Raw genomic sequence first — 23709 nt, 5'->3', positions numbered from 1 at the left:
CGAAAGCGGACAGTTGCCGTCGTGAGCCTAGTCTCCCCGGCCACCGGCCGACCGACGGCGGCGCGTGCGGAAGGATGGACGCCATGCACATCGTGGTTCTGACCGGCGGAATCGGGGGCGCCCGGTTCCTGCTCGGCGTCCGGGCGTACGCCCGGGAGGTGGGGGCCGAGGTGACCGCCGTGGTCAACGTCGGCGACGATCTGCTGCTGCACGGGCTCAAGGTGTGCCCGGACCTGGACAGCGTGATGTACACGCTGGGCGGCGGCGCCGACCCGGAACGGGGCTGGGGCCGGGTGGGCGAGACCTGGACGGTCAAGTCCGAGCTGGCCGCGTACGGCGCCGAGCCGAGCTGGTTCGGCCTGGGCGACAGGGATCTCGCCACCCACCTGGTCCGGACGGCGATGCTCAACGCCGGCTACCCGCTGTCCCAGGTGACCGAGGCGCTCGCCGCCCGGTGGCAGCCCGGCGTACGCCTGCTGCCGGCCACCGACGACCGCCTGGAGACCCACGTCGTGGTCGACCTGGACGGCGGCCAGCGGGCGATCCACTTCCAGGAGTGGTGGGTGCGGTACCGGGCGGAACTCCCGACGCACCGGTTCGTCTTCGTGGGCGCGGAGACGGCGAAACCGGCACCGGAGGTGCTGGCGGCCATCGGCTCGGCCGACGTGGTGCTGGTCGCGCCGAGCAACCCCGTGGTGAGCATCGCCCCGATCCTGGCCGTGCCGGGGCTGCGGGACGCGGTCACCGACGGGCGCGCCCCGGTGGTGGGCGTGTCCCCGATCATCGGCGGGGCCCCGGTACGCGGCATGGCCGACCGCTGCCTCGCCGCGCTCGGCGTGGAGTGCAGCGCGGCCGGGGTGGGCGGCCTCTACGGTGGCCGGTCGGCCGGCGGCCTGCTCGACGGCTGGCTGGTCGCCCCTGAGGACTCGGGAACGCTGGTGCCGGACGTGACCGTACGGTCGACACCGCTGCGAATGATCGACGAGGCGGCGACGGCCACGATGGTCCAGGCCGCGTTGGAGTTGGTGTGAAGCTGGAGATCCTGCCGGTGCTGGGCATCGGCGACGTGACCGAGGGCGACGACCTGGCCGCGCTGATCGCCACCGCGGCGCCGTGGCTGCGCGACGGCGACGTGCTGGTGGTGACCAGCAAGATCGTGTCGAAGGCGGAGGGCCGGCTGGTCGACGTGCCGGCCGACGGGCCCGAGCGGCTGGCCGCCCGGGACGAGGTGCTCGCCGCGGAGACCGCCCGGGTGGTGGCCAACCGCGGGACGACCCGGATCGTGCAGACCCACCACGGCTTCGTCATGGCCACCGCCGGCATCGATGCTTCAAACGTGGACAAGACCCGGCTGGTGCTGCTGCCGAAGGACCCGGACGCGTCCGCCCGGGCGCTGCGGGCCGCGCTGCACGACCACTATCACCTGGACGTCGCGGTCATCATCAGCGACACCATGGGCCGGCCATGGCGCAACGGGCTCACCGACGTGGCGCTCGGGGTGGCCGGGATGCCGGCGATCCGCGACCACCGGGGCGAGATCGACCCGTACGGCAACGAGCTCCAGCTCACCCAGATGGCGGTGGTGGACGAGCTGGCCGGCGCCGCCGAGCTGATCAAGGGCAAGCGCGACCAGGTGCCGGTTGCGGTCGTCCGCGGCTACCTGGGCGTGGCGCGGAGCACCGACGGCGAGGGCGCCCGGGCGCTGATCCGGGACGCCGCGCTGGACCTGTTCTCGCTGGGCACCGCTGAAGCGAGGGCGGCCGGGCTGCGGGAGGCAGCGGTCCTGGCCGACGGCCCGGGGCCGGCGCCGGCCGACCCGGCCGTCGTGGACCGGGCGATCGCCGCCGTCGCCGAGGTGGTCGCGCCGGGCACGGTCTTCACGCACGTGACCGATGACGAGGTACGCGCCGGCCTGGTCGCCACCGTGCCCGGCTGGCCCGAGCAGGCCGGCGGACTCGCCCTCGGGGCTCCGCCGGCCCCCGTCGACCAGGCGGACCTGGTGCGTTTCGGCGCCGACCTGCAACGCCTGCGGACCGCGCTGGCCGCCGAGGGCGTCTCCTCGGCGCTGCTTCCGCCACCGGCGGGCAGCACCGCCAGCGCCGCCCTGGCCCTCTGACCGTTGCGGGCGGGTGTCAGGCGTCGAGGACGGCGCGGCCGAGCGGGGTGAGCGTGTGCAGCACGGTGTTGCGGTCCCGGTGGCTGACCAGCAGGCCGGCGTTCCGCAACACCGTGGTGTGCTGGCTGGCCGCGGCGGCCGAGATGTGCAGGCGGCGGGCCATCTCGCCGGTGGTGCAGCCGTCGTCGGCGGCTTCCAGGACGGCGGCGCGGGTGCGGCCGAGCAGGGCGGCGAGGGCCTCCCTGGTGCCGTCCGGGTTCCGCCCGCCGCCGCCGTGCGGAGCGAGGCCGCCGAGCCGGTCGACGGGATAGACCAGCACCGGGGGTAGCGCCGGGTCGAGGAGCGCGACGGGCGTCCGCGCGCAGAAGAACGACGGGACCAGCAGCAGTCCTCGGCCGTCCAGGTGCAGTTCCCGGCTGTCCGGGTAGTCGAGGACCTCGAGCACCCCGTCCGCCCACCGCATGCCGGGCCGGAGGCTCGCCAGCAGGCCCTCCGGCCCGCCGTCGAGCATCGCCCGCGCCCGCCGCGCCCGATCGGCCTCCACCGCGGCCTGGATCCGGGGCCAGTACGGGGTGACGGCGAGCGAGTGGTAGCGCGCCATCGAGGCGGTGAGGTGGTGAAGCGCCTCGGGCTCGCCCCGGGCCAGCGCGGCGGCCGGGGCCGGCAGCCGGTTCTCCTCCGCGAGCCGGGTCAGGTCCCGGCGCAGCAGGTCGACGGGGGTGCCACGAACGGCCTCCAGCCCCGCCTGGAAGCCCTCCCTGCTCGCGTACGGGGTGAGAAAGTCGGGGAAGTAGCCGCGCGGGGGGTTGAGGGCGAGCAGGAGGCGGAACCGCTCGGCGGAGCTGTCCATCCGCAGGGTGCGGGCCGTGGCGCGACGCCATTCGGTCAGCAGCGGCTCGCGCCCTCGACCTTGGAGCAGGTGCAGGCTGAGAATCAGTTCCCAGACCGGATCCGCGGCGGGGGCCACCCTGGTTCGCAGGATGTCCTCGCTCGTGAAAATGATCTTAAGCATCGGCGCGCTCCCGGGGCGGACCGCAGGAACGCCCGCCACCGTTGGCACTGTACCCGGCGTAACTTATCTCCATCTTTAAGCGTGGGCTGAAAAACCTCGACGACGCGGGGGCCGTTCGGCAAAACTTCCCTTGCCCGCCGGTGCCGGGTGTCAGCACCCCGGCCGAGGCAACCGGGCCTCGGGGAACGGACGCCCGGGCGGCACCAACGAGGGTCTGCGGCACTCGCCGTAGGGGTGCCATCCGGTCGTCCCACCTGGCCGGGATACGCCAGGACGCGCTCGTAGAGTATCCGGATGCCCGACACTCGCACCGACCTGCCGACGTACGCCGACCTGCACGCCGACGCCACCACGGTGCTGAGCCGCTGGACGCCGACCAGCCCGGCCGCCGCCGCGGCCCGCGACCGGACCCTGGAACTGCTGGCCGCCGGGCCGGTGGCGATGGGCCGCGCCCACCGCGCCGGGCACCTAACCGCGAGCGCGCTGGTGCTCGACGCGACCGGCGAGCGGGTGCTGCTCTGCCTGCACGGCAAGCTCCGCAAGTGGGTGCAGCTCGGCGGGCACTGCGAGCCCGGCGACCGGACGCTGGCCGCCGCCGCGCTGCGTGAGGCCACCGAGGAGTCCGGGATCGCCGGGCTGACGGTCGACCAGGAGCCGATCGACGTGGACATCCACCCGGTCGGCTGCCAGGGCGGCTCACTGCACTACGACGTACGGTTCACCGTCTTCGCCCCGCCCGGGGCGGTGGAGCGGGTCAGCGACGAGTCCGAGAAACTCGGCTGGTTCCCGCCGGACCGGCTGCCCGAACCGCTGGCACACGCCACCGAACAGCTCGTCGCGCCGGCCCTCGCCGCGCGGGCCCGCCGCGCCACCGCCTGAGCCGCCCTGGCCCGCCGCGCCACCGATCAGAGCAGGCCCTCCTCGCCGCGGTCCTTGAGCTCGTCGACGACCTTCTTGACGTCCTGTGCGCGGTCGCGGGGGCAGACCAGCAGCGCGTCCGGAGTGTCCACGACGATCAGGTCGTGCACCCCGACGGTGGCCACCAGCCGGCCGGACTGCGGCACCACCACGGTGCCTGTGGTGTCGTGCAGCAGCACGCCCGGCTTGGCGTCGGCGCCGAGCACCACGTTGCCGGCCTCGTCGGCGGGGAGCACCTCGCCGAGGGTGTGGAAGTCGCCGACGTCGTTCCAGCCGAAGTCGCCCGGTACGGTGGCCACCCGGCCGGCGGTCGCCGCGCCCTCCATCACCGCGTAGTCGACGGAGATCTTCGGCAGCGTCGGCCACGCGGTGCCGAGGACGTCGTCCTGCTCGGGGGTCCCCCACGCCGCCGCGATCGCGACGATCCCGGCGTGCATGGCCGGCTGCTGCCGGGCGAGTTCGGCCAGGAAGACGTCGACCCGCCAGACGAACATGCTGGCGTTCCAGAGGTGCCGCCCGGAGCGGACGTATTCCTCGGCCACCTCGGCGGCCGGCTTCTCCTTGAACTCGACTACCGGGCGCAGCGGACCGTCGCCCGTCGGCTCGCCGGTCTCCAGGTAGCCGTAGCCGGTCTCCGGCCGGGTCGGGGTGATGCCCACCGTCATCAGCAGCCCCTGCTCGGCGCCGCGGATCGCCTGGCGTACGGTCTCGGCCCAGGACGCGGCGTCGCCGATCAGGTGGTCGGCGGCGAACGAGCCCATCACCGCCGTCGGGTCGCGTTCCGCGATCACCGCCGCGGCCAACGCGATCGCCGCGCACGAGTCGCGCGGCGAGGGCTCGACCAGGATGTTCTCCTCGGGCACGCCAGCCAGTTGCCGGGCCACCGCCGCGACATGCGCGGCACCGGTGACCACCAACGTGCGCTCGGGGGCGGTCAGCGGCGACAGCCGGTCCACCGTCGCCTGGAGCAGCGAAGCCGGGGTGCCGGTCAGCGGGTGGAGGAACTTGGGATGGCCGGCCCGGGAAAGTGGCCACAACCTCGTGCCACTGCCCCCCGCCGGGATGACGGCATAGAACATCAGCACATCATGCCCGAAACGCCCAACCCGGGGCCGGGGGTCGGCGGTACGGCACCCGGTTCAGGAACGGGCCCGGCCCCACGCGGCGATGTGCACCTCCGCGCTGGACTCCCAGGTGAACTCCTTGGCCCGGTCGAAGCCGGCCTTTGCCAGGGAGAGCCGGCGCTGCTCGTCGTCCAGCAGGGCGGCCAGGTCGGTGGCGATCTGGGCCGGGTCCTCGCTGGTGTACGCCACCGCGTCGCCCCCCACCTCGGGCAGCGAGAGCCGCGGCGTGGTCAGCACCGGCGCCGCGCATGCCATCGCCTCCAGGATCGGCAGGCCGAAGCCCTCGCCGTACGACGGGTAGGCGGCGACCAGCGCGCCGCCGAGGAAGCCGGGCAGGTCGGCGTAGCGGAGGTAACCCGGGCGGAGCAGCCGCAGGTGCGACGGGACCTCGGCCACCGCACGGTCGATGTCGTCGTCGTGCCCCTGGCCGCCGGCGATGACCAGCGCCGGGGGATTCGCCCGGTCGGCCACCGCCCGGGCCCAGCCGCGGATCAGGTTGGGTACGTTCTTGCGCGGCTCCTTGGCCCCGAGGAACGCGATGTAGCTGCTGCCGCCCAGCCCCAGGCGGGCGCGGACCCGGGCCTTCTCCTCCTCGCTCGGGGCGTGGAAGGCGGCCTGGTCGACCCCGTGGTACGCCACGTCGATCCGGGTCGGGTCGGCGTCCAGGAGGCGGATCAACTCGTCCCGGGTGGCCTTGCTCGGCACGATCACCCGGTCGGCCCGGCGCAGCGAGGTCTTGATCGCGCTGCGGAAGAACGTCCGGCGCGACTTGTCGTAGTGCTCCGGCTCGGTGAAGAACGTCGCGTCGTGCACGGTGACCGTCACCGGGCAACCGGCCCGCAGCGGGCAGGTGTAGAAGGGCGAGTGCAGCACCTCCGCGCCCACCTGCTGGACCAGCAGCGGCAGGCCGGTCTGCTCCCAGGCGAGCCGGGCCGGACGGTGCGCGACCGCCGCCGGGGCGGGGATCACCTCGGCCCCGGGCAGCATCCGGGTGTAGCGCTCCAGGTCGGTGCGGAGGCTCACCACGACCAGGTCCACGCCGGAGCCGCAGACCCGGCCGAGGGCGCCGAGCAGCCCGTCGACGTATCTACCGACGCCGCCTCGGTCGGCGGGGACACTCGTGGCGTCGATGAGCACGCGGGGCGGGCGACCGGCGGTCACGGGGCGACTCCTCAGGCAGGTCGGGTCTGTGGGGGACGACACTGTCGGCAAGCCTACGCCGGGCCCGGGTCCCAACGCTGACTGCGACCCGACGGTACGCCGACTTGTCGCTGTCATCGAGTACGGGTCCCGAGCGCGTATCGTTCGCGCCGATGGCCGACAACATTGCCCGGGTCTTCGCCGACGCGATCGCGACCGACCCCACCCGACCCCTGCTGACCTGGTACGACGACGCCACCGGCGAGCGCACCGAACTGTCCGGCGCGACTCTGGCCAACTGGGTGGCCAAGACGGCCAACCTGCTCGTCGACGAGGCCGCCCTCGGCCCCGGCGACACGGCCGGCGCGCTGCTGCCGCCGCACTGGCAGACCGCCGCGGTGCTGCTCGGCTGCTGGTCGGCGAAGCTGACCGTGGTCGACGCCCCGGGCGCCGTCGACGTGCTCTTCGCCGCCGCGGACCGGGTCGACGAGGCGGCGGCGTGGCCGGCCGGCGAGCGCTACGCCCTCGCGCTCGACCCGTTCGCCCTGCCGATGCGGCAGGTGCCGCCGGGCTTCGCCGATTTCGTGTCGGCGGTACGCGGCCACGGTGACCACTTCACGCCGTACCCGGGGGGCGGCGAGGCGGACGCGGCGCTGCTGGCCCGCGCGGAGGCCCGCGCCGCGGAGGTCTGCCTCACCCCCGGCGACCGCCTGCTGGTCGACACCGGGCGGTACCCCGACCCGATCGACTGGCTCCTCGCCCCGTTGACTGCTGGCGCCACCCTGGTCCTCTGCGCCAACCTCGACAGGTCCCGCCTCGACGCCCGTACCGCGGCCGAGAAGACCACCCGCATCCTGACCTAGTGTCGATCTGAAGTGGCGGCGCCCGAAATAAGGTGATCCGCCCCCTTCGCGAGGGTTCGCCACTCCGCGATCGGCGCGGCTACGGGGCGGGGGTGGGGTTGTCGGTGTGGGCGCGGCGTTGGGCGAAGGCGGCGAAGGCGGTCAGGGACTCCGGGTTGGCCAGGGCGCCCTTGGCGGCCGCGTTGTCGATCGGAGTGCCGGTGAGGATCTTCTTGACCGGGACCTCGAGCTTCTTCGCGCTCAACGTGCGCGGGACCGCGCGGACCTGGTGGATCTCGTCCGGGACGTGCCGGGGCGACAGCGCGGTCCGCAGCTCGCGGCAGATCTTCTTGCGCAGGTCGTCGTCCAGTTCCAGCCCTTCGCCCAGCACCACGAAGAGCAACAGTTCACCGGCCCCGCCCTGGTCGTCCTCCAGGTGGACCACGACCGAGTCGACCACCTCGTCCAGCCCCTCGACCACCGAGTAGAACTCGGCGGTGCCGAGGCGTACGCCGCCCCGGTTCAGGGTGGCGTCCGAACGGCCGGTGATCACGCAGCCACCCCGCTCGTTGATCGTGATCCAGTCGCCGTGCCGCCAAACGCCCGGGTAGACCTCGAAGTACGCCTCGCGGTAGCGCGAACCGTCCGCGTCGTTCCAGAAGCCCACCGGCATGCTCGGCATCGGCTCGGTGATCACCAGCTCACCCAGCTGGCCTATCACCGGGGTACCGTCGGCGGAACGGGCCTCCACCTTCGCCCCGAGCGCCCGGCAGGTGATCTCACCCGCGTACACCGGGAGCAGCGGCACGCCGCCGACGAAGCCGGTGCAGACGTCCGTGCCGCCGGAGAGCGACTGGAGCTGCAGGGTGTCGCTGACGTTCTCGTACACCCAGGTGAAGCCCTCCGTGGGCAGCGGCGCGCCGGTCGAGCCGAGCCCGCGCAGCGCGGACAGGTCGGCGATGTCCGCAGGCACCAGGCCGGTCTTGCGGCAGGCCAGCAGGAACGGCGCGGAGGTGCCGAAGTACGTGGTGTCGCTCTGCTCCGCCAGCCGCCACAGCGCGCCCAGGTCCGGGTGTCCCGGGTTGCCGTCGAAGAGCACGATCGTCGCGCCCACCGCCGGCCCGGAGACCAGGAAGTTCCACATCATCCAGCCGGTGGTGGTGAACCAGAAGAACCGATCGGCCGGGCCCAGATCGTGGTGCAGGGCCAGCATCTTCAGGTGCTCCAGCAGGATGCCGCCGTGGCCGTGCACGATCGGCTTCGGCAGTCCGGTGGTGCCGGAGGAGTAGAGCACGTAGAGCGGGTGGCCGAACGGCACCGGGGCGAAGGTCAACGGCTCGTCGGTCTCCGCCGCCAGCTCGGCCCAGGAAATCCCGCCCACTGGGGGCACACCGGCCGGGTCGAGGTACGCGATGCCGACCGTGTGCTCCACCGACGGCAGCGCGGCCCGGATGGCGGCCACCTCGCCCCGCCGATCAACCGGCTTGTCGCCGTACCGGTAGCCGTCGACGGCGACCAGGACCTTGGGCTCGATCTGCTGCCACCGGTCGGTGACGCTGCGGGTGCCGAACTCGGGGGCGCAGGAGGAGAAGATCGCACCCAGGCTGGCGGTGGCGAGCAGCAGCACGAAGGTCTCCGGGATGTTCGGCGCGTACGCCGCCACCCGGTCGCCCGGCCCGACCCCGAGCCGGCGCAGCCCGGCCGCCACCCGGCGGACCCGCTCGCGCAGCTCGGCGGCGGTGAGCGTCTCCGGCTCGCGGGTCTGCCCGTACGCGATCACCACCGGGTCGTCGTCGGCCCGGCCGGGCATCCGCAGCACGTTCTCGGCGTAGTTGAGCGTCGCGCCGGGGAACCAGCGGGCGCCGGGCATGGCCCGGTCGGCGAGCGTGGCGGTCGGCGGGGTGTGCGCGACCACCTCGAAGTAGTCCCAGATCGAGCGCCAGAACGCGTCGAGGTCGGTCACCGACCAGCGCCACAGCGCGTCGTAGTCGGCGAACTCGAGCCCCCGGTGCTCGGCCAGCCAGCGCAGGTAGTCGCCGATCCGGGACCGCTCGCGCACGTCGGCCGGCGGCGTCCACAGCATGTCACCCACTGCTCCACCCTTCCTGAGGCCCCGGTCACGACACTGTGCCCGGGCCGTGGCGCCATCTTGCCCTACCCCGCGACGCCATTCTCCGCACCAGGTGCCCGCCAGATCGGCGTGCCCCGCCCACACCCCCAACCCACCGCCCATGTGGGTGCGGTGTAAGGAGGGGCCCCCTGTTAACGCCTGGCGTTGTACAGGGGCCCCCTCCTAACACCTCAGCCGGCGCGGTGGGCCTGGATGGCACGGCGGCGAGCCAGCCGGTGGGCCCGACGGATCTCCGCCTCCCGGTAGCGCCGCTCGTCCTCCAGGGTCTCCGGCAGCACCGGCCGGACCGGGCGCGGCGACCCACCGACGTCCACACCCACGAAGACCAGGTACGCCGTGGCGACCCGGACCGGCTCGTCCTCGGCCGAGTCCCAGCGCTCGGCGACCACCTTCACCCCGACCTCCATCGAGGTGTACCCGGTCCAGTTGACCTGGGCGTGCGCGTGCACCAGATCCCCCACCCGGACCGGCTCGGAGAAGACGATCTCGTCGATCGAGGCGGTGACCGCGGTGCCGCCGCTGTGCCGGGCCGCCGCCGCCCCGGCCACGTCGTCGACGAACTTCATCAGTACCCCACCGTGCACGGTCCCGTACAGATTGACGTCGACGGCAGTCATGATCCGACTCAACGTGACCCGCGAGTACGAGGTCGGCTTGCCCGCCGGCTTGGCGGAGGGGTGATCTGTCATGCGGAAAACGGTACGGTGCGCGGATGCGACATCTCTGGAGCTTCCTCGCCGGGTTGGTGGTGGCGCCCGTCACCTGGGTGTTCGTCACCCTCGGTCAGGACGGGTCTGGACGCACCGTGCACCGCTGGGTGGAGATCGGTACGTACAGCACGCCCAACCTGATCGAGCCGGCCGTCTACCTCGGCGTCGCCGGCATCCTGCTCGGCCTGCTCGGCACGCTGCGCTTCTCGCCGCTCGGTCCGCTCGTGGCCGGGCTGCTGCTGGTCGTCCCCTACCTCGGCCTGTTCGTCGCGCCATTCACCATCCGTGACCAGATCCCCGACGGGTGGAAGATGCTCGGGGACCCGATGCCCCTGCGCCAGCCGCTGGAGAACGGCACGCTGTTCCTGATCGGCCTGCTGCTGCTGGTGGCCGGGTTCAGCAAGCAGCGGTGGCGGCAGTGGCCCGGGAAGCCGGCGGCCGAGCCGGGGCTGCCCCCGACCGACAAGCCGATCGAGCACACCCAGCCGCTCGGCGGCCTGCCCCCGTCCGACGTGAACGACAAGGACACCGCCCCGCTCACTCTGGGCTATCCCGAACCGACCCCCACCGACGCCCTGCCCCGCCGCGGCAGCGGCGAGTCGCCGTGGTCCGCGCCCCCGCGGGCGAGCGGCCGATCGTAGGGCACCACCGAGACCGTTGACGACCGCGGGCGGGCCGGAACTCCGGCCCGCCCGCCCGATCGTCGTGGTTCGGGTCAGCCCTTGAGGAGCTGGCGCGCCATGACGATGCGCTGCACCTGGTTGGTGCCCTCGTAGATCTGGGTGATCTTGGCGTCCCGCATCATCCGCTCGACCGGGTAGTCGCGGGTGTAGCCGTACCCGCCGAGCAGCTGCACGGCGTCGGTGGTGATCTCCATGGCGGCGTCCGAGGCGAAGCACTTCGCGGCGGCGCCGAAGTAGGTCAGGTCCGCGTCGCCCCGCTCGGACTTTCCGGCGGCGGTGTACGTGAGCTGCCGGGCCGCCTCCAGCTTCATGCCCATGTCGGCGAGCATGAACTGGACGCCCTGGAAGTCGGCGACGGGCTTGCCGAACTGCTTGCGCTCCTGGACGTACCCCTTGGCGTAGTCCAGCGCGCCCTGCGCGATGCCGACCGCCTGCGCGGCGATGGTGACCCGGGTGTGGTCCAGGGTGCGCAGCGCGGTCGCGAAGCCGGTGCCCTCGGCGCCGATCATGCGGTCCGCCGGGATCCGGACGTTGTCGAAGTAGACCTCGCGGGTGGGCGAGCCCTTGATGCCGAGCTTCTTCTCCGGCGCGCCGAAGCTGACCCCGGCGTCGGACTTCTCCACCACGAAGGCCGAGATACCCTTGGACCGCGCTGTGGGATCCGTCACAGCGAAGACGGTGTAGTACTCCGAGACGCCCGCATTGGTGATCCACCGCTTCACGCCGTTGAGCACCCAGTGATCGCCGTCCCGGACGGCCTTCGTGGTCATCGAGGCCGCGTCGCTGCCCGCCTCCGGCTCCGAGAGGCAGTACGAGAACATCGCCTCGCCGGTGGCGACCGGGGTCAGATACTTCCGCTTCAGCTCCTCCGAGCCGGCCAGGAGCAGCGGCATGGTGCCCAGCTTGTTCACCGCCGGGATCAGCGAGGAGGCGGCGCAGGCCCGGGCCACCTCCTCGATCACGATGGCCGTCGCCAGCGCGTCCGCGCCGGCACCGCCGTACTCGACGGGGATGTGCGGGGCGTGGAAGTCGGCGGCGCGCAGCGCGTCGTACGACGCCTTGGGGAACTCACCGGTCTCATCCGCCTCAGCGGCGTGCGGAGCCACCTTCGCCGCACAGACCTCACGAACCGCTTCGCGGACCGCCTCGTGCTCCTCCGGCAATCGGTAGACGTCGAATGACTGCTCTGCGGCCATGTCGGCCCCTCCCCTTCACCGCTAAAATGCGCAGTCCGAGCCCCGTGATGCCGCCGGCCGCACAGAGTGAAGGATAGCGACCGAGGAACCGGTGCTCCTTACCGCCGCGTAGGCTCGTGCATGATGGGCGTTGGAGCCGAGCGGCGACCACAGAACCACAGCAAGGTCCCCCACCGGTGCCCGGCCAGGCGCCGCAGCAGATTGCGACGCAAGGAAGCGCCGCCAGTGCGAGCGGAGATACAGGCGTGACGATCCCGTACCCGAACACCAAGCCGGTGCCGGCCATCGCTGCGGTGACCCCGCCCTCGGGCGCGGCCCGGCCCCGGGTGACCTTCCTCGGCACCGGCTACCTTGGTTCGACGTACGCGATCTGCTACGCGGAGCTTGGCTACGAGGTGCTCGGCTACGACGTCGACGCGGACAAGATCGCCAAGCTGAACGCGGGCGAGGTGCCGATCCACGAGCCCGGCCTGGACGAGCTGCTGCGGCGCAACCTGACCGCCGGCCGGCTGCGGTTCAGCACCGACATCGCCGAGACCGCAGACTTCGGCGACGTGCACTTCATCTGCGTCGGCACCCCGCAGCGGGCCGACGGCATGGGTGCCGACCTGTCGTACGTCGAGGCGTCGGTGACCAGCCTGGCCCAGCACCTGACCCGCAAGGCGCTGATCGTCGGCAAGTCCACCGTCCCGGTGGGCACCGCCGACTGGGTGGAGCAGCTGGTCGGCAAGCACACCCCCGCCGACCTGGGCGTCGAGGTGGCGTGGAGCCCCGAGTTCCTCCAGGAGGGCTTCGCCGTCGACGACGTGCTGCGCCCCAACCGGATCGTGGTCGGCGTCAAGAGCGAGTGGGCCAACGGCATGCTCTACGCCGCCCACAAAGGCGTCTTCGACCTGGCCGCCACCGAGGACCGCGAGGTGCCGCTGGTGGTCACCGACTTCGCCACCGCCGAACTGGTCAAGGTCGCCGCGAACGCCTTCCTGGCCACCAAGATCTCTTTCATCAACGCGATGGCCGAGGTCTGCGAGGCCGCCGGCGGCGACGTCACCCAGCTGGCCCGCTCCATCGGGTACGACCCCCGCATCGGCAACCGCTTCCTGCAGGCCGGCCTCGGCTTCGGCGGCGCCTGCCTGCCCAAGGACATCCGCGCGTTCCAGGCCCGCGCCCAGGAACTCGGCGCCGGCGAGGCACTGCGCTTCCTGCACGAGGTCGACCTGATAAACCAGCGCCGGCGTACCCGGGTCGTGCAGCTCGCCGCCGACCTGCTCGACCGTCGCTCGGGCCCGGCCGGGCCGGACCTCTCCGGCACCCGGATCGCCGTGCTCGGGGCCACGTTCAAGCCGAACACCGACGACGTGCGAGACGCCCCGGCCCTCGCCGTCGCCTCGCTGCTCGGCAAGGCCGGCGCCGACGTGCACGTGTTCGACCCACAGGGCATGGAAAACGCCCGCCGGGCGGTGCCCGAGCTGACGTACGAGCAGACCATGAACGACGCCGTACGCGGCGCCGACCTGGTCTGCGTCCTCACCGAATGGGCCGAGTTCCGCAACGCCGACCCGGTCGCCCTCGGCGAACTGGTCAACGGCCGCCGGGTGGTCGACGGCCGCAACTGCCTGGACTCCACACTGTGGACCCAGGCCGGCTGGGCGTACCGCGGCATGGGCCGCCCCTGACCCAGCGCCACTCCGGCTCGGCGAGCCGGAACCAGCAACCGGCCGGCCGTGGATCCGCTCCGCGGCCGGCCGATTTTTTGTCACCCCGGAACGCGCCGGCAACGGTCGAAATCCGCGCCCCGCCAAGGCATGCTGCGAGGGTGGTCCACAGTGCGGGCCGGCCGGACGGAGGGGTGTCGTGCAGGACTTCAGGTGCGCCTCGTGCGGGCGGGAGATCAAGCCGGCCGTCGTCTGCCCGCACTGCGGCGCCGACCAGCCACAGCGGGCCGATCACCTCGCGGAGATCGAGCGCTCGATTGCGGAGATGAAGGCGCGCGACGCCGAGATCGCCCGCGAACAGCGGCAGATCGCCGCCAAGATGCAGGCCGCGCTCTTCCAACGGGACATCCTCGCGCACGCCGATGAGAGACGGCAGAAGCAGGGCACCCGGCCGCGTCGGGTGCTGCGCCGACGGCCCACCCGCCGCCCGCCGACGGCCAGCGCCGGTGCCCCGCCGCGAGTGCCACGTCAGGGCACCCCGCCGCCGAGCCCCGACGACCTTCCGCCCCCGGGCAGGCCCCCATGGCTCGACGTGGACGCCCCGGAGCACCCGCCGGAGGCGTCCTCCCGGGAGGTGCAGAACATTCCCCTCGGGCTCGGCGCCCTGCTGCTCGGCGTCGCCGCGGTGGTCTTCGCCGCGGTCGCCACCAGTTCGATGGACGCGCTGGCCCGGCTCGGTGTGCTGTTGGTGGCGACGGTGTTGATGCTGCTCGCCCCGCCGGTGCTGGCCCGCCGGGGGCTCACCTCGACCGCCGAGACGATCGCCGCGGTGGGCCTGCTGCTGGTGCCGCTCGCCGGGTACGCGCTCTGGGCCGTGGACCGGATCGGCGGGGCCTCCGGCTCGGCCTTCGCCGGATCGATCTTCCTGGTCACCACCGTCGTCGCTTTCGGGTACGCGCACTGGACCGGGCTGCGTGCGCCGCGCTTCGCCACCGTGCTGGCCGCCCAACCGGTGCTGCCGCTGCTGGCGTACGACCGGATCACCCAGCCGGCCGGCTGGGCGCTGGCGCTGGCCGTGGTGGCCGTCGTCGACCTCGCCCTGGCCCGCTCGGCGGTGGTCGTCGAGCGGCCGGTCCGCCGGGACCTGCCCATCCCACCGGCGGCACCCACCCCGCCCCGACAGCGCACCGCAGACGGCCGACCCGAGATGGACCCCGAGGAGTCCGCGGAGGTGCTGGGCGCGGAGCCGGCCGGAGACGGCCCGGCCGCCCCACCGGCTCGTCCGGTGCCCTGGCTGCCCGAGCTGACCTGGACGCTGCACGGCGCGGCGGTCGCCGTCGCCCTGGCGTACGCGGTCACCGCGCTGCTGCGCGCCGCCACGGTCCCGGTCGCCGCCGGCGCGGGTGCGGTGCTACTGCTCGCCGCGCTGGTCGGGCTGGCCGGGGCCCTCGTGCTACGCCGGCCCCCGCTGCCCGACGTGGGCGCCGGCATCGTCGCCCTCGCGGTGATCGGCGCGCTGGGCCGGGTCGCCTCGGTCGCCTTCCCCGGCCGGTCGCTGCTGCTCATCGCCGCGGTCATCGCGCTGACCGGGTTCGCCGTCCGAGGCGTACCCGAGGGGGCCCGGCGCGGGCCGCAGCTCGCCTCGGCCGTGGCGCTGACTGTCAGCGGGCTGGTGGTGGCCGGCGGCGCGCTGCGCGCCGGGCTGGCGCCGGTCCGCGCGGCGCTGCCCGCCTGGTCGGCGGAGCTGGACCGGTGGCACGCCGAGCTGGCCGCGGCGGTCGGGCCGACCGGCTGGCAACTCGCGGCGAGCGCGCTGCTGCTCACAATCGCCGCGGTGGTCGCCCTGCCGCCGGAGATCCGGCGCGAATTCGCGGTGGTCGGAGCGGCGCTGACCGCGCTCGCCGTGCCGGCCTCCCTCGGGCTGGGTTGGGCGGCCGCCTGCTGGCCGATGCTGCTGACCGCGGTGGGGATCGGCGTGCACGGGCTCACCGCGGGCACCAGACGCTCCGCCGTGATCCACGCCGTCACCGCCGCCGGGCTGGGCGTGCTCGGTGCCGGCGCCTCGCTCGCCAGGCCGGCGCTCACCGCCGCCGCGCTGACCACCCTCGTCCTGGCCGGCGCGCTGGTGTCGCTGGCGCCCCGAGTCCGGATCGCCGCTACGGCCGCCGACACGGTCTGCGGCTGGGCGGCCGGCGGGGCGGCGTTCGCGTTGCCCGGAGCGGTGGCCGCCTTCGTCGCCGCGACCGTGCCGGTCGACCCGACCCCCACCCCGGCGAGCCTGCGCGAGGTCACCGTCCCGATCCTCGCGGCGAGCTTCCTCGGCGTCTGCGTCACCCTCGGCTACGCCGCCCTCGTCCAGGTGGCGCAGCGACACCTCTCCGCGCCGCACGCGATCGGCACCGTGCTCGGCGCGGTGGCGGTCGCCGCGGCCGGGTTCGGCGCGCCCGGCACCACCGCGGCCGACGCCTGGGTGGGCGGGCTGCTGCTGCTCGCCGCCGCGCTCCTGGCGCTGGCCCCACGGGTCGACGCGGGCCGCCGCTCCGACCGGTCGCTGGACGGGTCGGACCTCGCACTCGCCGCCACCACGGCGGCGCTCATCGCCACCCTGGCCCGGATCGCCGCCGTCCTCGCGCCCGGCGGTCAGCTCGTGGTGGCGGCCGGGCTGGTGCTGGTGATCGCCGTCGCCGCCCGCGCGATGCCCGACGAGTGGCGACGCGGTCCGATCCTCGGCCTCGCGGCCGGCGGCACGCTGGTCGGCCTGATCGCCGGCTGGAGCGCGCTACGCGGCGGGGTCGGCGTCCTGGCCACCCCCGGTCCGATCTGGGCCGGCGACCTGAGCGGCTGGCCGGCCGCGCCCACCGGCGGGTCGGCCTGGCAGGCACCCGTCGCGCTGGCGCTGCTTGCGGTGGCCGCCGGCATCCTGCTGCCACCGCCCTGGAAGTACGACGTCGCCGGGGCGGCCGCCGTGCTCGCCACCATCGGCACCCCGGCCGCCTTCGGCCTGCCCTGGTGGACGCCGGTGCTGGTGGGCGCCACGGTCGCCACGGTCTTCGGGATGGCGGCGGCGGCCACGGTGGACCCCCGCGCCGCCCTGTCCCGGGCCACCGTGGCCGGGGTGGTCGCCCTGCACGCGGCCGGCGCCGGGCTGGTCCGCCCGTGGACCACCGCGCTGGCGCTGGGCAGCATCGCGCTGATCGGCGTGGTGGTGGCCGCCCTGGCCCGGATGCTCGCGCCGGTGCTCGTCGAGGACGTCCGTACCGAGGGGCTGCCGCCACACCTGGTGCAGATCGGTGGCGCGGCGACGGGTGCCGCGCTGCTCGCCCTGCCCGGGGCGGTCGCCGCGCTGGCCGTCGAGTTCGGCCGCGCACCGCAGGTGGTGCTCACCGCCGCGCTGGCCGCGTCCAGCATCGGCCTCGCCGTGGTGGCAGCGGTCCGCCGGCAGGTGCCGCAGTACCTTCCCTACGCGAGCGTGGCCGTGGTGGGCGGCGCGACCATCAGCGCGGCCGCCGCGGTGATCGCCCACCTGCCCTCCGGGGTGTACGCCGCCGCGGCGGCGCTGCTCGGCGTGCTCGCGGAGCTGGTCCGGGCCGCCACCACTCCGCCGGTCGGCTCGGCCCGACCGGTACGCCGCTGGTCGGGGCTGCTCGACGGGGCGCTGCGCCGGCTGCCGGACGACGGCACCGAGCTACGCTGGCGGGTCAGCCCGGCCGCGGGGGCGCTCGCCGCGGCGGTGCTGCCGACCGCGCTGGCCCTGATCAGCCTGGCCCCGCCGCTGCTGGTGGCGCTGGTCGAGCCGTTCCAGGTGCTGCCACGGATCTGGCAGGGCGCACCGCCCGAACTGCTCACCCCGCCCGCCGAGGCCGTCGATCCCACCCACGTGCTGACCGCGCTGCTGCTCACCGCGGCGGCCTCGCTCGCCGCCACCGGCTTCAGCGGGGGCCGACGCTCCCGGGCCGTCCCGGTGGTGCTGCCCGGCGCGGCGGTCACCCTGCTGATCACGCCGGTGGCCCTCGGCCGAGGCTGGCCGGACAGCGCACTGGCCGGGCTGGCGGTCTTCACCCTCGCCATGCTGGGGCTGGCACTGACCCCGCCCCCGCCGATGGTCGAGCCGGCCCGTTCGCTGCGGGTCACGCGGGTGTTGGTCTTCGCGATCGGGCTGGCCGCCGGGGGCGCCGGGCTGGCCGGCAGCCTCGCCACCCGCCAGCTGACCCTGTTCACCCTGGGCGGCGCGGTCGCCGTGGGCGTGGTCGCCGCGCTCTTCGGCACCACCCAGCGCGCCCGCATCCTCGGCTGGCTGTTCGCCTCACTGATGGCCGAGCTGTTCGTACTCACCCTCGGTCTGGTCGCCGGGCTCGCCGCGGTCTGGTCGGCGTTCGGGGTGCTGGCGGTCGGGGCGGCGCTCCAGGTCTTCGCCGCCACCCTCCCCCGGCTGCGTCGCCCGGAGGCCTACCGGGAGGCGGCCACCGTGGAGTGGAGCGGGTACGCGGCCGCGCTCATCGCGCTGGCCCTGGCGTACGACTCACCCCGGCACATCGCCGCGCTCCTGGCCGCCTGGGGTGCCGTCCTCGGGGTGGCGGCCGGCCGCCCGGGCCGCCGGCCGGTGGAGCGACGGATCCTGTTCTGGTCGGTGGTGGGCTGCGAGATCAGCGCCTGGTGGATTTTGATGCGGGTGGCCGATGTGGCGCTGCCCGAGGCGTACACCCTCCCGTTCGCCGCGCTCGCCCTGCTGGTGGGGTTGCTGGAGCTGCGGCACCGGCCGGACCAGTCGAGCTGGGTGGCGTACGGGCCGGCGCTGGTCGCCGCGTTCCTGCCGACGCTGGCGATCGTGCTGGCCACCGACACCAGCATGCTGCGGCAGGTCCTGCTGCTGCTCGGCGCCGTGGCGGTGCTGATCTTCGGCTCGATGAGCCGGCAGCAGGCACCGGTCATCGTCGGGGCCACGGTCACCGCGGTGGCCGCGTTGCACGCCTTGATCAGCCTCGGCCCGTGGCTGGTGCTGATCCCGGTCGGCATCATCCTGCTGGCGCTCGGTGCCAGCAACGAGCGCCGCCGCCGAGCCCAGGAGCGGTTGCAGACCGCCCTGCGCGCCCTGAGATGAAACGGGCGCGGTCGATCAGGGCAGGGCGGCGCGGAGGGCGGCGTCCTTCTCGGCCACCAGGTTCTCCAGGCTCTGCTGAAAGTCGGCCATCCGTGCGCGCAGGGCCAGGTCCGAGGCGGCCAGGATCCGGACGGCGAGCAGGCCGGCGTTGCGGGCGTTGCCGATCGACACGGTGGCCACCGGCACGCCGGCCGGCATCTGCACGATGGAGAGCAGCGAGTCCATCCCGTCGAGATGTCTGAGCGGCACCGGCACGCCGATCACCGGCAGCGGGGTGACGGCGGCGACCATGCCGGGCAGGTGAGCCGCTCCACCCGCGCCGGCGATGATCACCTTGAGCCCCCGGTCGGCGGCGGACCGGCCGTAGTCGATCATCTTGACCGGCGTGCGGTGCGCAGACACCACGCCGACCTCGTACGTCACCTCGAACTCGTCGAGCGCCTCGGCGGCGGCGTTCATGGTCGGCCAGTCCGAGTCGCTGCCCATGATCAGCCCGACGGTGCTCACCCGCGTCCCTCCCGCAGCCAGCGGGCGGCGCGCGCCGCCCTGGCCCGTACCTCGTCCAGGTCCTGCCCGAGCACCGTGACGTGCCCGATCTTGCGGCCGGGTCGCACCTGCTTGCCGTACAGGTGGACCTTTGCCCCGGGTTCGGCGGCGAACAGGTGGTGCAGCCGCTCGTCGATGGGCATCCCGCCCGGCTCGCCGCCCAGCACGTTGGCCATCACCACGACCGGCGCGGTGAGCGAGGTGTCCCCCATCGGGTAGTCGAGCACGGCCCGCAGGTGCTGCTCGAACTGCGAGGTACGGGCACCCTCGATGGTCCAGTGCCCCGAGTTGTGCGGCCGCATGGCCAGCTCGTTGACCACGAGGCCGTTGGCGGTTTCGAACAGCTCCACGGCGAGGAGGCCGACCACGCCGAGCGCGGTGGCCAGGTCGATCGCGAGCTGCTGGGCGGCGACCGCCAGTTCCTCGGGCAGGCCCGGCGCCGGGACGAGCACCTCGACGCAGATGCCGGCCCGCTGCACCGTCTCCACCACCGGATAAGCGGCGACCTGCCCGAACGGCGAGCGGGCCACCTGCACGGCCAGCTCCCGGCGCAGCGCCACCCGCTCCTCCACGATCAGCGGGGTGCCCCCGGTGAGCAAAGTCGCGGCCAGCTCGCCGGCCTGGGCGGCGTCGTCCACCAGCCAGACACCCCGGCCGTCGTAGCCGCCCCGGGCCGCCTTCAGCACCACGGGCCAGCCGACCTCCTCGCCGAAGGCGACCAGGTCGGTCGGGTCCTCCACCGGACGCCAGGCCGGGTTCGGCGCACCCAGCTCGCCGAGCCGCTCGCGCATCACCCGCTTGTCCTGCGCGTGCCGCAGCGCCTCGGCCGGCGGGAAGAGCTTCACGCCCTCGTCGGCGAGGGTGCGGATGTGCGCGGAGGGCACGTGCTCGTGGTCGAAGGTGACCACGTCGCAGCCCTTGGCAAAGGTGCGCAGGGCGGCGAGGTCGGTGTGGTCGCCGTACTGGACGTCGGCCGCGACCAGGGCCGCGCCGTCGTCCGGGGCGAGCGCGAGCACGCGCAGCGACTGGCCGAGGGCGATGGCGGCCTGGTGGGTCATCCGGGCCAGCTGGCCTCCGCCCACCATGCCGACGACAGGCAGTCCGGTACGGGAATCCATAACGCAGCCAGCCTATCCGGGCGGGTGTCGGGGTCCACCCGCCGGGCTGTCTCGGGCCCACCGCATCGGCGTACGGCCGGCACTGGTCAGCCACGCCGACTCAGCGTCCGTCGGTTACCAAGATCCGGCGCTGCCGGGCCGCCTCCCGAGCGGTGGCCCGGGCGACCAGCAGCGAGCCGATCACCGTGGGCGCGAACCAGGCGACGAGGTTGCCGTCGGTCGTCTGAACGGCGAAACCGGTGACGAAGGCGATCAGCGTGCTGCCCATCATGTTGATGTGCCAGGCCCGCCAGCCACGACCGCCCGTCACCGCCGGACGGCGGCGGGCGAACCAGAGGCCGCCGACCAGCCAGCCGAGGGTGAGCGCACCCAGCAGGGCCAGCCCCCACAGCCGGGCCGGGTCGAAGGCGAAGAGACCGAAGGCGCTGAGGCCCAGGCCGGTGGCGGCCCCCACGTAGACCCGGCCGAGGAGGGTGTGCCGGCCGCGCCGCTTCGGCGCGAGCAGCACGGGCAGGGCGAGCAGCAGCCCGACGGTGCCGCTGACGGCGTGGACCACGACGAGAACGGTACGCATGACACCCCCCGACATCCCACTTTGACAGGTCGATACCACCATCCTGCGACCTGACACAATGGGATGTCAAGCGGGTTCGCCAACCTGTCGGACCCACTACAGCCAGCGGATTGACATGATCACGTCATGACGATCCGCGAGACGCTGCGCGCACTCCCGGTGCTGGCGCACCAGATGCCATCCTTCGACCCCACCGACGTGCCCGGTACGCCGAATGCCCTCTTCGCCCTCTGGTTCGACGCAGCGGCCACCGCAGGCGTGGACGAGCCGCACGCGATGACCGTCTCGACCGTGGACGCCGACGGCGCACCCGACGCGCGGGTGGTCATCCTCAAGGACCTCGACGACGAAGGATGGCACTTCGCCACCACCGCGACGAGCGCCAAGGGCCGGCAGATCGCCGACAACCCGCGGATCGCCCTGAGCTTCCACTGGCGCGAGCTGGGCCGGCAGGTCCGGGTCCGCGGCGCCGCGCAGCCGGCCGGCGTCGAGGTCTCCCGGCGGGACTTCCTGGCCCGGCCGGTCGGCTCCCGGGTCGCCACGCTGGCCGGCCGGCAGAGCGAACCGCTCCCCGACCGGTCGGCCCTCGACGCCGAGTTCGCCCGCGTCCAGGAACGGGTCGCCGCCGACCCGGAACTCGTCGCGGAGTCACACACGGTCTACCTGGTGCGGCCCGAGACGGTGGAGTTCTGGCAGGCCGACCGGGAGCGCCGGCACGTGCGGCTGCGCTACCGCCGCACGGCGGACGGCTGGGAGCGCGGGCTGCTCTGGCCGTGACCGGCCCCAGGTCAGCGAAGCTGCGCAACCAGGTCGTCCACGGAGGCGACCGGCCGGTCGCAGACGAACCCCCGGCAGACGTACGCGGTGGAGCGCCCGTCCAGCGCCGGCCGCTCGGCCAGCAGCGGCACCCCCGGCTGGTCGGTGCGGCCCGCCACCACGACCGCGCCGGGCGGGGCGTGGCGATGGGCCGCCGCCACCAGCGGGTCGCCCACCGGGTCGTCGGTCACCACCGCGATCTCGTACGGCCCGGAGAGCAGCGCCTCGCCGACGGTGGCCGCGTACCCGGTGAACCGGGCGTGCCGGCCGACGATCGGCGCGACCGTCGACAGGGTCGCCTCGGCGGCCTCCCGGTGGCGGGTCTCCCCGCTCAACGCCGCGTACGCGACCAGCGCCGCGACGATCGCCGACCGGCCGGCGGGCGTGGCGTTGTCGGTCGGGTCCGCCGGCCGGGTGACCAGCCGCTCCGCGTCGTCTGCGGTGTCGTAGAAGCCGCCGTCCGGCGCGGCGAACCGGGCCAGCGCCACCTCGAGGAGCTGACCGGCCAACGCCAGCCAGCGCCCCTCGCCGGTGAGCTGGTGCAGCGCGCAGAACGCCTCGGCCACGGAGCCGTAGTCCTCCAGCACGCCGGCTGGCTCGCCGACCACCTTGTCCCGGGAGACCCGGCGCAGCCTGCCATCCACGACGTGCGCGTCCGCCAGGTGCTCGGCGGCGTCCCGCATCGCGCCGTCGGACACGATGACGACGCCCTCCATCAGGTTGGCGTCCTCGTCGTCGGGGGACGCGTAGAGCGCGGCGACCTGCTGGAACTCGGCGATCGCGGTGATCGCCAGACCGTTCCAGGCGGCCACCACCTTGTCGTCGCGGGCCGGCTGCGGGCGGGTGTCCCGGGCGGCGAGCAGCCGCCCCACCACGCCCTGCCAGCGGGCCCGGATCTCCGGGTCGGCGTCGTCCACGTCCCGCGCCAGCCGCAGCACACTCGTGCCGTGCTCGAAGGTGCCGGACTCGGTCACGCCGAACAGGTCGGCGGCCCAGCGGCCGTCCTCCTCGCCCAACGCCTCGACCAGCTGCGCCGGGGTCCAGACGTAGGTGAGGCCCTCGACGCCCTGGGTGTCCGCGTCCAGCGCGGACGCGAAGCCCTCACCCGGCCGGTGCAGCTCGTCGGCCAGGAACCGGGCGGTGTCCCGGGCCACCCGCCGGGCCAGCCGGTCCCCGGTGAGCCGCCAGAGCTGGGTGTAGACCCGCAGCAGCAGTGCGTTGTCGTAAAGCATCTTCTCGAAGTGCGGCACGGTCCAGTGGCCGTCCACCGAGTAGCGGGCGAACCCACCGGCGAGCTGGTCGTACAGGCCGCCCCGGGCCATCGCCTCGCAGGTGTGCCGGACGATCTCCAGGCTCCGGGCCGAGCCGGTGCGCTGGTGGTGCCGGAGCAGGAAGAGCAGGTTCATGTGCGGCGGGAACTTCGGCGCCCCGCCGAAGCCGCCGTTCGTCTCGTCGTACTCCTGGGCAAGCTGCGCGGCGGCAGCGTCGAGCAGGTCGGCGGTGAGCGGGGCGGTGAGGCCGCCCACGGCCTGGGCACCGCCGATCGCCTCGACCACGGCGGCGCCCTGGCGCAGGACGGCCTCCCGCTGGTCCCGCCAGGCGGTGGCGACGGACCCGAGCAGGCGGATGAAGTTCGGCCGCGGGAAGTACGTGCCGGCGAAGAAGGGGGTGCCGTCCGGGGTGGCGAAGACCGTCATCGGCCAGCCGCCCTGGCCGGTCATCGCCTGGGTGGCGGTCATGTAGACGGCGTCGACGTCCGGCCGCTCCTCCCGGTCCACCTTGATCGAGACGAAGTCGTCGTTCATGAGCTGGGCGACGCCCTCGTTCTCGAACGACTCGTGCGCCATCACGTGACACCAGTGGCAGGCCGCGTACCCGACCGAGATGAGCACCGGGACGTCTCGCCGCTTCGCCTCGGCGAACGCCTCCTCGCACCAGGGCCACCAGTCGACCGGGTTGTCGGCGTGCTGCAGCAGGTAGGGGGACGTGGCGTCGGCGAGTCGGTTCACCCGACGACCATATCGAGCGTGGCG

General features: G+C 73.9%; 18 protein-coding genes. 8 read left to right on the top strand and 10 right to left on the bottom strand.

Going from position 1 to position 23709, the window contains the following annotated elements; all coding sequences use genetic code 11:
- The first annotated feature begins 83 nt into the window (after positions 1 to 83).
- Entirely contained in the window at positions 84 to 1031 is a 948-nt protein-coding gene (gene cofD, locus ACNAW0_RS01425) for a 2-phospho-L-lactate transferase (RefSeq protein WP_416285798.1), read from the top strand.
- Complete coding sequence (locus tag ACNAW0_RS01420; protein ID WP_416285797.1) at positions 1028 to 2116, top strand: coenzyme F420-0:L-glutamate ligase; 1089 nt, start codon at positions 1028 to 1030, stop codon at positions 2114 to 2116. The genes cofD and ACNAW0_RS01420 overlap by 4 nt, the downstream gene beginning before the upstream one ends.
- A 16-nt stretch (positions 2117 to 2132) precedes the next feature.
- On the opposite strand, the gene ACNAW0_RS01415 is transcribed toward ACNAW0_RS01420, so the two are convergent.
- Positions 2133 to 3128: an ArsR/SmtB family transcription factor gene (locus tag ACNAW0_RS01415; RefSeq protein ID WP_416285796.1), complete on the bottom strand. Its 996-nt coding sequence runs from the start codon at positions 3126 to 3128 to the stop codon at positions 2133 to 2135.
- A gap of 294 nt (positions 3129 to 3422) precedes the next feature.
- Here ACNAW0_RS01415 and ACNAW0_RS01410 point away from each other — a divergent pair, with 294 nt between their 5' ends.
- Positions 3423 to 4007: an NUDIX hydrolase gene (locus ACNAW0_RS01410; RefSeq protein WP_416285795.1), complete on the top strand. Its 585-nt coding sequence runs from the start codon at positions 3423 to 3425 to the stop codon at positions 4005 to 4007.
- A gap of 26 nt (positions 4008 to 4033) precedes the next feature.
- Here the strand turns inward: ACNAW0_RS01410 and ACNAW0_RS01405 are convergent, their stop codons facing one another.
- Positions 4034 to 5125 carry a mannose-1-phosphate guanylyltransferase gene (locus ACNAW0_RS01405; protein WP_416285794.1) on the bottom strand — a complete coding sequence of 364 codons (1092 nt, stop codon included), beginning with the start codon at positions 5123 to 5125 and terminating at the stop codon, positions 4034 to 4036.
- Positions 5126 to 5185: 60 nt separating this feature from the next.
- Positions 5186 to 6331 (bottom strand): glycosyltransferase family 4 protein, encoded by a 1146-nt coding sequence (locus ACNAW0_RS01400; protein WP_416285793.1) that lies wholly within the window; start codon positions 6329 to 6331, stop codon positions 5186 to 5188.
- A gap of 152 nt (positions 6332 to 6483) precedes the next feature.
- Here ACNAW0_RS01400 and ACNAW0_RS01395 point away from each other — a divergent pair, with 152 nt between their 5' ends.
- Complete coding sequence (locus ACNAW0_RS01395) at positions 6484 to 7173, top strand: TIGR03089 family protein (protein ID WP_416285792.1); 690 nt, start codon at positions 6484 to 6486, stop codon at positions 7171 to 7173.
- Between the two features lie 79 nt (positions 7174 to 7252).
- Here ACNAW0_RS01395 and ACNAW0_RS01390 read toward each other — a convergent pair whose 3' ends face one another.
- Both ACNAW0_RS01390 and ACNAW0_RS01385 read right to left on the bottom strand, forming a co-directional pair.
- On the bottom strand, positions 7253 to 9244 hold the full coding sequence (locus tag ACNAW0_RS01390; RefSeq protein WP_416285791.1) for an acetoacetate--CoA ligase: 1992 nt from the start codon (positions 9242 to 9244) through the stop codon (positions 7253 to 7255).
- Positions 9245 to 9453: 209 nt separating this feature from the next.
- Positions 9454 to 9972 carry an acyl-CoA thioesterase gene (locus tag ACNAW0_RS01385; protein ID WP_416285790.1) on the bottom strand — a complete coding sequence of 173 codons (519 nt, stop codon included), beginning with the start codon at positions 9970 to 9972 and terminating at the stop codon, positions 9454 to 9456.
- Between the two features lie 23 nt (positions 9973 to 9995).
- On the opposite strand from ACNAW0_RS01385, the gene ACNAW0_RS01380 reads away from it, so the two are divergent.
- Complete coding sequence (locus ACNAW0_RS01380; RefSeq protein WP_416285789.1) at positions 9996 to 10634, top strand: hypothetical protein; 639 nt, start codon at positions 9996 to 9998, stop codon at positions 10632 to 10634.
- Between the two features lie 74 nt (positions 10635 to 10708).
- Here ACNAW0_RS01380 and ACNAW0_RS01375 read toward each other — a convergent pair whose 3' ends face one another.
- Entirely contained in the window at positions 10709 to 11872 is a 1164-nt protein-coding gene (locus ACNAW0_RS01375; RefSeq protein ID WP_416285788.1) for an acyl-CoA dehydrogenase family protein, read from the bottom strand.
- 245 nt (positions 11873 to 12117) lie between these two features.
- On the opposite strand from ACNAW0_RS01375, the gene ACNAW0_RS01370 reads away from it, so the two are divergent.
- Positions 12118 to 13545, top strand: a complete 1428-nt coding sequence (locus tag ACNAW0_RS01370; protein WP_416285787.1) for a UDP-glucose dehydrogenase family protein — start codon at positions 12118 to 12120, stop codon at positions 13543 to 13545.
- 178 nt (positions 13546 to 13723) lie between these two features.
- The gene (locus ACNAW0_RS01365) at positions 13724 to 18622 is read left to right on the top strand and encodes an SCO7613 C-terminal domain-containing membrane protein (protein ID WP_416285786.1); all 4899 of its coding nucleotides are present in this window, start codon (positions 13724 to 13726) and stop codon (positions 18620 to 18622) included.
- Between the two features lie 15 nt (positions 18623 to 18637).
- On the opposite strand, the gene purE is transcribed toward ACNAW0_RS01365, so the two are convergent.
- From purE to ACNAW0_RS01350, 3 genes are all read right to left on the bottom strand, one after another.
- Positions 18638 to 19129 (bottom strand): 5-(carboxyamino)imidazole ribonucleotide mutase, encoded by a 492-nt coding sequence (purE, locus tag ACNAW0_RS01360; RefSeq protein WP_416285785.1) that lies wholly within the window; start codon positions 19127 to 19129, stop codon positions 18638 to 18640.
- Positions 19126 to 20286: a 5-(carboxyamino)imidazole ribonucleotide synthase gene (locus ACNAW0_RS01355; RefSeq protein ID WP_416285784.1), complete on the bottom strand. Its 1161-nt coding sequence runs from the start codon at positions 20284 to 20286 to the stop codon at positions 19126 to 19128. The genes purE and ACNAW0_RS01355 overlap by 4 nt, the downstream gene beginning before the upstream one ends.
- A 100-nt stretch (positions 20287 to 20386) precedes the next feature.
- Complete coding sequence (locus ACNAW0_RS01350; RefSeq protein ID WP_416285783.1) at positions 20387 to 20860, bottom strand: hypothetical protein; 474 nt, start codon at positions 20858 to 20860, stop codon at positions 20387 to 20389.
- 126 nt (positions 20861 to 20986) lie between these two features.
- Between ACNAW0_RS01350 and ACNAW0_RS01345 the strand changes: the two genes are divergently transcribed.
- A complete protein-coding gene (locus ACNAW0_RS01345; RefSeq protein WP_416285782.1) occupies positions 20987 to 21637 on the top strand; it encodes a pyridoxine/pyridoxamine 5'-phosphate oxidase in 651 nt (216 codons plus the stop codon).
- Between the two features lie 11 nt (positions 21638 to 21648).
- Here the strand turns inward: ACNAW0_RS01345 and ACNAW0_RS01340 are convergent, their stop codons facing one another.
- Complete coding sequence (locus ACNAW0_RS01340) at positions 21649 to 23685, bottom strand: thioredoxin domain-containing protein (RefSeq protein WP_416285781.1); 2037 nt, start codon at positions 23683 to 23685, stop codon at positions 21649 to 21651.
- Positions 23686 to 23709 lie beyond the last annotated feature (24 nt).

This window comes from Micromonospora sp. SL1-18 (assembly GCF_047921505.1).
Taxonomy (GTDB): domain Bacteria; phylum Actinomycetota; class Actinomycetes; order Mycobacteriales; family Micromonosporaceae; genus Micromonospora.
This window is presented reverse-complemented; position numbering and strand designations above follow the sequence as displayed.

Bases quoted from the DNA above. Each gene is read 5' to 3' on its own strand.
- cofD (WP_416285798.1), top strand. From the start codon at position 84: ATGCACATCGTGGTTCTGACCGGCGGAATCGGGGGCGCCCGGTTCCTG.
- ACNAW0_RS01415 (WP_416285796.1), bottom strand. From the start codon at position 3,128: ATGCTTAAGATCATTTTCACGAGCGAGGACATCCTGCGAACCAGGGTG.
- ACNAW0_RS01410 (WP_416285795.1), top strand. From the start codon at position 3,423: ATGCCCGACACTCGCACCGACCTGCCGACGTACGCCGACCTGCACGCC.
- ACNAW0_RS01405 (WP_416285794.1), bottom strand. From the start codon at position 5,125: ATGTTCTATGCCGTCATCCCGGCGGGGGGCAGTGGCACGAGGTTGTGG.
- ACNAW0_RS01395 (WP_416285792.1), top strand. From the start codon at position 6,484: ATGGCCGACAACATTGCCCGGGTCTTCGCCGACGCGATCGCGACCGAC.
- ACNAW0_RS01385 (WP_416285790.1), bottom strand. From the start codon at position 9,972: ATGACAGATCACCCCTCCGCCAAGCCGGCGGGCAAGCCGACCTCGTAC.
- ACNAW0_RS01380 (WP_416285789.1), top strand. From the start codon at position 9,996: ATGCGACATCTCTGGAGCTTCCTCGCCGGGTTGGTGGTGGCGCCCGTC.
- ACNAW0_RS01375 (WP_416285788.1), bottom strand. From the start codon at position 11,872: ATGGCCGCAGAGCAGTCATTCGACGTCTACCGATTGCCGGAGGAGCAC.
- ACNAW0_RS01355 (WP_416285784.1), bottom strand. From the start codon at position 20,286: ATGGATTCCCGTACCGGACTGCCTGTCGTCGGCATGGTGGGCGGAGGC.
- ACNAW0_RS01350 (WP_416285783.1), bottom strand. From the start codon at position 20,860: ATGCGTACCGTTCTCGTCGTGGTCCACGCCGTCAGCGGCACCGTCGGG.
- ACNAW0_RS01345 (WP_416285782.1), top strand. From the start codon at position 20,987: ATGACGATCCGCGAGACGCTGCGCGCACTCCCGGTGCTGGCGCACCAG.